Source organism: Nereida sp., from assembly GCF_965655635.1.
GTDB lineage: Bacteria > Pseudomonadota > Alphaproteobacteria > Rhodobacterales > Rhodobacteraceae > Nereida.
Window position 1 is genome coordinate 1 of the sequence record NZ_CBFHHE010000051.1, and the last position, 8418, is coordinate 8418.

At 52.6% G+C, this 8418-nt stretch carries 10 protein-coding genes; 4 read left to right on the top strand and 6 right to left on the bottom strand.

The window, feature by feature from the left end; all coding sequences use genetic code 11:
* The 4 genes from ACTF5M_RS10910 to ACTF5M_RS10925 form a co-directional block, all read right to left on the bottom strand.
* Nucleotides 1-1076 (bottom strand): TRAP transporter substrate-binding protein (locus ACTF5M_RS10910; RefSeq protein WP_438961010.1); only part of this gene is annotated, 1076 nt, incomplete at its 3' end.
* Between the two features lie 246 nt (nucleotides 1077-1322).
* A complete protein-coding gene (locus tag ACTF5M_RS10915) occupies nucleotides 1323-2774 on the bottom strand; it encodes a heme biosynthesis protein HemY (RefSeq protein ID WP_438961011.1) in 1452 nt (483 codons plus the stop codon).
* A gap of 11 nt (nucleotides 2775-2785) precedes the next feature.
* Nucleotides 2786-3937: a COG4223 family protein gene (locus tag ACTF5M_RS10920; protein ID WP_438961012.1), complete on the bottom strand. Its 1152-nt coding sequence runs from the start codon at nucleotides 3935-3937 to the stop codon at nucleotides 2786-2788.
* 59 nt (nucleotides 3938-3996) lie between these two features.
* Nucleotides 3997-4722, bottom strand: a complete 726-nt coding sequence (locus ACTF5M_RS10925) for a uroporphyrinogen-III synthase (RefSeq protein ID WP_438961013.1) — start codon at nucleotides 4720-4722, stop codon at nucleotides 3997-3999.
* Between the two features lie 24 nt (nucleotides 4723-4746).
* Between ACTF5M_RS10925 and tsaD the strand changes: the two genes are divergently transcribed.
* Genes tsaD through ACTF5M_RS10945 form a run of 4 tightly spaced genes read left to right on the top strand, consistent with a single transcriptional unit; the run spans nucleotide 4747 to nucleotide 7470 of the window.
* A complete protein-coding gene (gene tsaD, locus ACTF5M_RS10930; protein ID WP_438961014.1) occupies nucleotides 4747-5841 on the top strand; it encodes a tRNA (adenosine(37)-N6)-threonylcarbamoyltransferase complex transferase subunit TsaD in 1095 nt (364 codons plus the stop codon).
* Nucleotides 5838-6779, top strand: a complete 942-nt coding sequence (locus ACTF5M_RS10935) for an NAD(P)H-dependent glycerol-3-phosphate dehydrogenase (RefSeq protein WP_438961015.1) — start codon at nucleotides 5838-5840, stop codon at nucleotides 6777-6779. The genes tsaD and ACTF5M_RS10935 overlap by 4 nt, the downstream gene beginning before the upstream one ends.
* On the top strand, nucleotides 6779-7054 hold the full coding sequence (locus ACTF5M_RS10940) for a YciI family protein (RefSeq protein ID WP_438961016.1): 276 nt from the start codon (nucleotides 6779-6781) through the stop codon (nucleotides 7052-7054). Before ACTF5M_RS10935 ends, ACTF5M_RS10940 begins: the two co-directional genes overlap by 1 nt.
* A complete protein-coding gene (locus tag ACTF5M_RS10945; RefSeq protein WP_438961017.1) occupies nucleotides 7051-7470 on the top strand; it encodes an EVE domain-containing protein in 420 nt (139 codons plus the stop codon). Before ACTF5M_RS10940 ends, ACTF5M_RS10945 begins: the two co-directional genes overlap by 4 nt.
* Before the next feature lie 227 nt (nucleotides 7471-7697).
* Here ACTF5M_RS10945 and ACTF5M_RS10950 read toward each other — a convergent pair whose 3' ends face one another.
* Both ACTF5M_RS10950 and ACTF5M_RS10955 read right to left on the bottom strand, forming a co-directional pair.
* Nucleotides 7698-8039, bottom strand: coding sequence for a DUF2853 family protein (locus ACTF5M_RS10950; RefSeq protein WP_438961018.1), 342 nt, complete (start codon nucleotides 8037-8039; stop codon nucleotides 7698-7700).
* A gap of 192 nt (nucleotides 8040-8231) precedes the next feature.
* A partial coding sequence (locus ACTF5M_RS10955; RefSeq protein WP_438961019.1) for an adenosylhomocysteinase occupies nucleotides 8232-8418 on the bottom strand: 187 nt, incomplete at its 5' end.

Sequence of the window (8418 nt, forward strand, 5' to 3'; positions counted from 1 at the left end):
TACGCCAGTTTGTAATCAGGCTGGTTCAGGTTGAGGTAGTTCATCACATCTTTGGCGTATGCCTTTTGTGAATCCATAACCTTCGCGAAGAATGGATCGTCGCCCGCGATGCGGTTTGCAACTTTGTCCCATGCTTCGAGCTGCGCTGCCATAACGGAATCTGGTGTACGGTATACGTTCACGCCGTCCTGCTCTTGCAGTTTGATCAGATCGTCTGAGTAACGCTTGGTGTTGCCCCAGTAAAAGCCGGAGTTTTCAGCCATTGACGCGTTACGGATGATCGCTTGGTGCTCAGGTGACAGGCCGTTGAACTTGTCTTTGTTGAATGTAACTTCGAAGCACTCTTGGCTCTGGTGATATGATGCCAAGTGGTAGTGCTTGGAAACATCTTGCATGCCGAAGTCACGGTCAGATGTTGGGTTGTTGAATTCAGCCGCGTCAATCAGACCGGACTTCATCGCTGGCTGGATTTCACCGCCAGGCAGCTGCACAACTGACATGCCCATTTCGAGCAGAACGTCAGCAGCAAGACCAACAGTACGGTACTTCAGGCCATTCATCTGGCTTGCGTCTTTAATTTCTTCCTGGAACCACCCAAGTGGCTGCGCTGGCATTGGTGAGTTGAAGAAAGACACAACGTTCAAGCGCAGGCTGTCCATCAGCTCATCAAAGAGCTCTTGACCACCACCTGCGTGGATCCAGCCGAGCATCTCTTGGCTTGACCAGCCAAAGCATGGGCCCGTGCCGAAGAGTGATGCAGCTTTGGACTTGCCGTACCAGTAGGCTGATACGTAGTGAGCTGCATCGAGAACGCCGCGGTGAACCGCATCTTGCATCTGGCTTGTCTTCACGACTGAGTCGACAGACAGCACTTCGATGGACAATGAGCCACCAGACATTTCGTTAACGCGGCTTGCGAACGATTGTGCATTTTCAAGGAAAATACCGCCGCCCCAAGCAGCTTGCATTTTCAGTGTTGTGCCATGGTTGGCCGCAACTGCTGGTGTCGCCAAAGCAGCAGCGCCGGCAACGGCCGAGCCGCGCAAAAACTTTCTGCGGTTAAGTGTATTTGTCATAGTCCCTCCCAAGGAATCGATCAGCGAAACCCATTACGGGGTCGCTTATTTATTCGGCTTCACATCACAGGGTAACGAAACTTACTAACCTCTGATAACGAAGCCATGCTTCTTGGACCTCCAAGAATGTTAGGGAGAGTAGAACAATTATTTCCTGAAACAAGCCCTTGACTATCCTAAAGTAACTCTGACAGGACTAATCGCTGAAATTTAATAAGGAGCACGCCGAAAAATAGTTGAACACGATCAATATTTCTTCGGCGCATCGACGCCAGTTGGCGCCTCATCAATAACTTCGGCATCATCCACATCGGATGCTGAGGGCGTGCCAACAAGCAAAGGCAGCATTTCCGTAGATGACGGCATCGTCGCGTCAGAAGTTGTTGGCGTGCGCCACGCAAGCGTATCAAAAGCGCCGCAATTTGAGCAGGTCGTCGCCCATTCTGCGTGAATATTCTGACAGTTCTCGCAAACCCACTGCGGGCCACGCGGCGCAGTGAGCGCCTTCGTCAACCAACCGCGCACAACATTATCACTGGCACCTTGGCCACGCTCTATCGCCGCTAAAATTGTTAAACTGCGCGTTGTCGCGTTGCTTCCCACCAAATCCCCCATCGCAACGCGCGCTGCTGGAAAATCTTCAGCCGCGATATGCAGCTCAGCAAGTAGCATTTTTGTTTCGGCGTGATCAGGGGCAATGCGGGTCAAGGCTTTGAACCGCTTGAGGCGCTCAGCCGGAGTTTCTTCGGGCGAAATTCGTGCAAAGGCAGCCGCTAGATCAGGATGAGGATGCGCACCCCACGCCTTTTTCAAAACCCGCGCCGCATATTTCCCTTCACCGGCTGCGGTATAAGAATCCGCTGCCAAGACGGCCGCCGGAATTAAATCTGGCGATAGCCGGTTTGCCTCAATCGCCGCCTCTTTCACTTCGATCGTGCTATCATCTGCAACAATCGCCTTTGCTTCTGACAGCGCCAGAACCGCATCACGGCGTTTGTGCACATCACGCGGCAACGACCCATGCTTCAACTTTGCGGTAAGCGTTTTGCGCGCGCCGCTCCAATCCTCTTTCTGGGCCTGAAGTCGCAACAAAACGTCTTGCGTTTCTTCATGCTTGGGCTTCAAAGCGAAAGCTTTTTCCGCCAAGGCCAACGCCATATCCGTATCACCAGCAGCCAATTTTTGGCGCATAATTCCACGTATACCTACAAAGCGGGTCTGATCGTTTTGTAATAGCTCTTTGTAAACTTGGTCCGCTTTTTTAATATCACCGACTATCTCTGCCGCTTGCGCAGTGATCAAATTTGTAAGCTCAGGTTTACGTAGATACCGCTCAGCTTTGCTGGCCTTTGACATCGCCAAACGCCCCTCGCCTGAAGCAAGCGCCATCAGTCCTTCGGACAACGCATCAAACCCTTTGCGCTCGCGGTTGCGCACAAAGTAACGAGACAGCGCGGTTTCATCCCCATTGATGAAGCGAAGCACAGCACCAATCAGACCTAATACTTTCAGTACAATGTAAAGCGCGGCGACCAACACCGCAAAAGCAATGGCCGTTTGAAGGGGGCCAAAGGTGCGCTCAACCCCGTTGAAGGTAATCTGAACGCCGCCCTCCATTTCCAAAAGCTGAACCGCGCCAAACGCCAGAGCGGCCACACATGCAACAAAAACAAGAATTTTAGTAAGGGACCAAAGCATAATGCGTGACCTCAGTTCGATTTAAGGGATGCCGCCAATTGAGCAGCAGCAGTACTGGCATCAAGCCGGCGCTTTACAGCCTCGGCCCAGGGCGACAAAACAGATTTAGACGTCTCTGGAAGCGTATCCAATTCCGCTAGCGCATCGTTTAGCGCACCTTTGCGCACAGCAGCTTCAACACGCGACAGCACAGCATCGGCATCGGATCCTTCACGCGGCGTTACAGAGCGCGCTCCGGTCTGACGGGCCAGAAAAGCTGACAGCTTTCCAACGGTAGTTTCGGGAACTGGCGTTTCCGAGCGTGCCGCAGCAAGTGCCTGACGTGCAAGGGGTGGAAATTCATCCTGCACAGAAGCCAGCGCCGGAACACCGGTGCTTGCGACAGCTTGCAAAACTTCCGGCACATTAGCCGTGCTAGCTTCTGAAAAATCAGCCAAAGCCGAACCAAAAGGTGCACCAGTTTCGATAGCCGCCTGAACGCGGGACAATGCAGCACGCGCCTGCGCAAAAAGCGCCTCTTCAACGGCGGCGGCTTCAAGCTGCGCCACACTTGTTTCAGTTTGCTCTGTTTGTGCCTGAAGCTGTTCAGTCAGTGCTGCAATTTTCAAATTCTGCGCATCGATCAAATCTTGTATCGCTGCAATATCAACGTTCGCTGCGCTGTCTGTCACAACGGGAAGATTAGCAATTTCGTCCGCTAAAGCGGCGCGCGCGGCCGTGCCATCGTCCGCCGTTTCGATCAATTGAGATTGAAGTGCGGCGATGTCATCAGCCTTCGCAAAATCAGCCAAGCGTTGCTCAAGGTTATCCAAAGCCACCTTTTGGTCCGCAACTGTTTCTGCAAGCGCGCTGTCGCGTTGTAAAAACTCAGGAAGCGCATCGTTTGGAATAACATCCGCACGCCCCGCGACAAAACCAAGCAAAGCCACCAAAACGCCTGCACCCAGCATCGGCAAAATACCGCCCTTTGGGCTGGTCTTCGTATCGCTTGGCTCTTCTTTTAGCGTCTCATCCTGCTCAAAAGCGGCTTCGTCAGAACCTACCTCTTCAGGTGTACTGTCCATTTCGTGAGCATCATCAGCAGCTGCATCTACGACCGCTTCATCCAACGCAGGGTCAACTTTTTCAGTGATCGGTTCTTCTTCAGATGTCTTTTCGGCCACCTAGTTAACTCCCTCGAATCTTGCTTACGCTCAACAATACACTAATCAATCGCATCACATCAGCCGGATGTCTGTTCGTCCAAGTCATCGCAGATCACCTCCACCGCCGTAAGAAGCCCCGCTGCATCTGTTGTCGATGCCACCACGGTCTTCGCAAAGAAACCCGCCAACGGCGCCGCAGCGGTTGAACTAATCGCCACAAGCGTTGAGGCAGCTTCGTTTCCCGCAACATGCTTTGATAGAACCTCAGCTGCATTTGCAGAGAAAGCGGCCACAATGGTGCTTTGTTCGCGAAGTATCTTAGACAAAACATCTGCGGGTAGCCCTTTGGCCACCTGTCTGTACGCAACAATATCACGAACGACCAAACCAGACGCTGCCAGAGCATTTGAAAAGCTGAGCGTAGTCTGTTCCCCGCGGACATGAACCAATGGTCCTGATGACTGAGCCTTGAGCAAGGTTATCAAGTCCGATGCATCACCATCCGCAGACACAGCGCGATAGCCCGCGGCCAATGCAAGCTCTGCGGTCCGCTGACCAACACAAAAAGCCGTTCGGCCCACACCACTCGGCGCAAGACGCACAGCGTTACGCGACGTGAAAATTACCTGCTCATCATGGGTAAATTCTATTGCTGGAGAAAGCGGCTCAATCTCGATAAGCGGTGCACAAACAATCTTTACGGCTGCGCCTAGCGTCATGCGCGCCTGCTCTGCGAACTGCGCCGCGTCGGGCTCAGGGCGGGTGACGATCAATGTGGGGCGAGCAGAAGGCATTGTTTGCATATCGCGCAAATGGTAGCTGGCAGCATGATGACACGCAATGGCCCCCCTCTGACCATCTTGGGTCTTGAAAGCAGCTGTGACGATACCGCTGCGGCAATCGTACAGGTGAGTGCCGAAGGACCGAACATTCTGGCGCAGGTGGTTGAAGGTCAGACGCAGCTTCACAGTGATTTTGGCGGTGTCGTTCCTGAGATTGCCGCGCGCGCGCACACCGAAAAGCTGGATGGCTGTGTGGCAAAAGTGCTGGAGCAGACACGTAAAACTCTGAATGATGTAGACGCAATTGCGGTAACATCTGGACCAGGTCTTATTGGTGGGGTCTTAGCCGGTGTCATGTGCGCAAAAGGGCTTTCGGCAGGATCAGGAAAGCCACTGATCGGCGTTAATCATTTGGCGGGTCACGCCTTAACACCACACCTTAGTGACGGTATTGCATATCCCTATTTGATGCTGCTCGTCTCGGGCGGGCATTGTCAGTTTTTAGAAGTGAAATCACCAACAAGCTACAGGCGACTTGGCGGCACAATTGATGACGCCCCCGGGGAGGCGTTCGACAAAACCGCGCGTCTTTTGGGACTGGCACAACCGGGCGGACCATCGGTAGAAAACGAAGCAAAAAACGGCAATCCCAAAGCCTTTAGATTGCCCCGCCCACTTTTAGACCGTGACGGCTGCGACATGTCATTTTCTGGTCTCAAAACTGCTTTATTACGCGCGCGTGACACGATTGTTGAAGAGCACGGCGGGTTACCGCAAGCGCATCGACGTGATCTTTGCGCCGCGTTTCAAAACGCCGTCACAGATGTGTTGGTGGAAAAAACACGGCGCGCCATCGCGCTTTGCCCAGATGCTACGGCCATTGCGGTTGCCGGAGGCGTAGCTGCCAACATGACCATTCGTCAGGGCTTGGTTGAGCTTTGTAATGCCCAAAATCTGCCATTTGTAGCCCCGCCTCTAAGCCTGTGTACGGATAATGCGGCCATGATTGCCTATGCTGGAGCAGAACTTTTTGCACTAGGCCACTACGACGATTTGACCCTATCAGCGCGCCCCAGATGGCCGCTCGATCAAACCGCGGCACCAATGCTTGGCTCAGGCAAAAAGGGGGCCAAAGCATGACCATCACCATTTTGGGTTCAGGCGCCTTTGGCACCGCTCTTGCCATTACTTTGGCTACGAACGACGATATTGTTTTGGTGGCGCGGGACGCTAGAACGGCGGCGCTAATCGATGCGGATCGGGAGAACAAGCGTAGGCTACCTGGCTATAAGCTGCCGTCCAATGTGATCGTTACAGACAAGCTGACTGGCAAAGGCACAGTATTGATTGCAACGCCCACACAGCAGCTGTCGACGATATTACGTCAAGAGCAGACAGCACTGCGAAACAGACCGCTGATAGCTTGCTGCAAGGGTGTAGATTTAAAATCGGGACTTGGGCCCGTTGGCTTAATACAAAAGGCCGATCTTGGTGGGCCCATTGGTATTTTGAGTGGGCCAAGCTTTGCCAAGGACATCGCCGCGGGCCTTCCCACAGCGCTTACCCTTGCCATGAGCGATGACGGGCCCAACCTGCAAAACGCCCTGAGCACGCCAACGCTTCGACTGTATCTCACAGATGATTGGCGCGGTGTTGAGTTTGGTGGTGCGCTAAAGAACGTGATTGCAATTGCGTGTGGAGTAGCCATCGGATCGGGCCTCGGCGAAAGTGCGCGCGCAGCAATTCTGACACGCGGGTTTTCTGAAATGCGGACCTACGCAGAAGCTCTTGGGGCCAGAGGCGACACGCTTATGGGACTGGCTGGCCTAGGTGACTTGACCCTAACGGCGTCGTCAGAAACCTCGCGCAATTTTAGATACGGACTGGGGATTGGTGCGGGTAAAATGTGGGCGTCTGAGGAAACTGTCGAAGGCGCAGCAACTGCGAAAGCAATGGCATCCCTAAATCATGGTGACATGCCGATTATTGAAACCGTAGCGGCACTTGTAGACGGACAGATGACCGTCCAAGATGCGGTCAAATCACTTTTGAATAGACCCTTAAAGAAGGAAAGCTAATGCTTGTAAGTCTGATAGCTAAAGACAAAGACGGCGCACTTGATGTGCGTAAAGCGAACCGGGATGCGCACCTTGCGTACATCAAGTCGACCGGTGTCGTGCAGCAAGCGGGTCCAATTTTGAGTGATACCGGCGAGATGATCGGCTCTGTCGTTATTCTGGATGTGCAAAGCATGGCTGACGCCAAGGATTGGGCAGCATCAGATCCCTATGCCCTTGCTGGTCTGTTTGAGAGCGTGGAATTACTCCACTGGAACAGGGTCATTGGCGGATGAACTACTGGCTGTTCAAATCTGAGCCAAGTGCGTGGAGTTGGGCGGATCAGGTAGCCAAAGGCGACACTGGCGAAGAATGGGACGGCGTGCGTAATTATCAGGCGCGTAATTTCATGCGTGAAATGGCCGTTGGTGACCGCGGCTTCTTTTATCATTCGCAAGATGAAAAAGCTGTCGTGGGGATCGTTGAGGTCATTTCAGAAGCACACCAAGACAGCACAACAAAGCAAGACCGCTGGCAGTGCGTGGACATCAAAGCAGTCAAAAAACTGTCCCGCTCTGTTTCACTGGCTGAGATCAAAGGCGATCCATTCTTTAATGATATGCCGCTGGTGAAATCGCCAAGGTTGTCCGTACAGCCAGTGGCGGAGGAACATTGGAATAAGATTTGTCAGATGGCTGGGTGCGAAACATAAAATGAGGGGTCCAACCCCTTGGACCCCTCATTCACCCCACGTGCTCCCTAGCACCACACGTGTTCAAATATAAAAGGTCCAAACCATTCTTGGTTCGTATTGATCGTCTACCTATTCGAACCTTTCGGTGCAAGCTTTTGATATATAAAATATCTTTCAAATTCAGCACAGTAAGGGACTATTAACGTAAAAAGGGCGCCCTGAATACGGCGCCCCTCCATAATCAATCAGCCGTAGACAGCTTCTTTTCCAAAATGCTTGGTCAGCATATAGTAGACCACGGCACGATATTTGCTGCGCTCGAACATACCGTAGGTTGCCAAAACTGATGTAATCGCCGCATCAAGTTCGGGACTATCTGCAAGTCCCAACTTTTTAATTAGAAAATTGTTCTTGACCGTTTCAAGCTCCGCTGGCTGACCTGCGGCTACTGTGGACGCATCAGCGTTATAGATCGCCGGACCACAACCGATTGTCACTTTGGTTAATAGATCAATGTCAGGTGTCATCCCGCATTTGTTCTTCAAGTCATCAGCATATTTCGCAATTAAGTCGTCGCGCTTACCCATATCGTAAGTCCGCTCGTTAAAATACTACCGGACAACCACCTTGCCCCCCCGTGTGCATAGGGTAAGCGCTAAGTCAGCCACGTCAAAGGGAAAATTTGAGTGCGGTATGGCGCCGTGCATTTCACCCAGACCTTAAACGCAAAACGCCGCCAGTTTGACCCGGCGGCGTTTCAAATACTTTTCATCGTAAGCTTAGTAGCGGTAGTGCTCTGGCTTGAATGGACCATCTGGTGAAACACCAATGTAAGCTGCCTGCTCTGGATCCAGTTGGGACAGCTTCACGCCAATACGCTTAAGGTGCAAACGCGCTACCTTCTCGTCCAAATGCTTGGGCAAGATGTAGACATCATTTTTATATTCATTACCGCGCACCCACAGC

Coding starts and splice junctions, on each gene's coding strand:
- ACTF5M_RS10915 (WP_438961011.1), bottom strand. CDS start 2,774: ATGCTTTGGTCCCTTACTAAAATTCTTGTTTTTGTTGCATGTGTGGCC.
- ACTF5M_RS10925 (WP_438961013.1), bottom strand. CDS start 4,722: ATGCAAACAATGCCTTCTGCTCGCCCCACATTGATCGTCACCCGCCCT.
- tsaD (WP_438961014.1), top strand. CDS start 4,747: ATGATGACACGCAATGGCCCCCCTCTGACCATCTTGGGTCTTGAAAGC.
- ACTF5M_RS10935 (WP_438961015.1), top strand. CDS start 5,838: ATGACCATCACCATTTTGGGTTCAGGCGCCTTTGGCACCGCTCTTGCC.
- ACTF5M_RS10940 (WP_438961016.1), top strand. CDS start 6,779: ATGCTTGTAAGTCTGATAGCTAAAGACAAAGACGGCGCACTTGATGTG.
- ACTF5M_RS10945 (WP_438961017.1), top strand. CDS start 7,051: ATGAACTACTGGCTGTTCAAATCTGAGCCAAGTGCGTGGAGTTGGGCG.
- ACTF5M_RS10950 (WP_438961018.1), bottom strand. CDS start 8,039: ATGGGTAAGCGCGACGACTTAATTGCGAAATATGCTGATGACTTGAAG.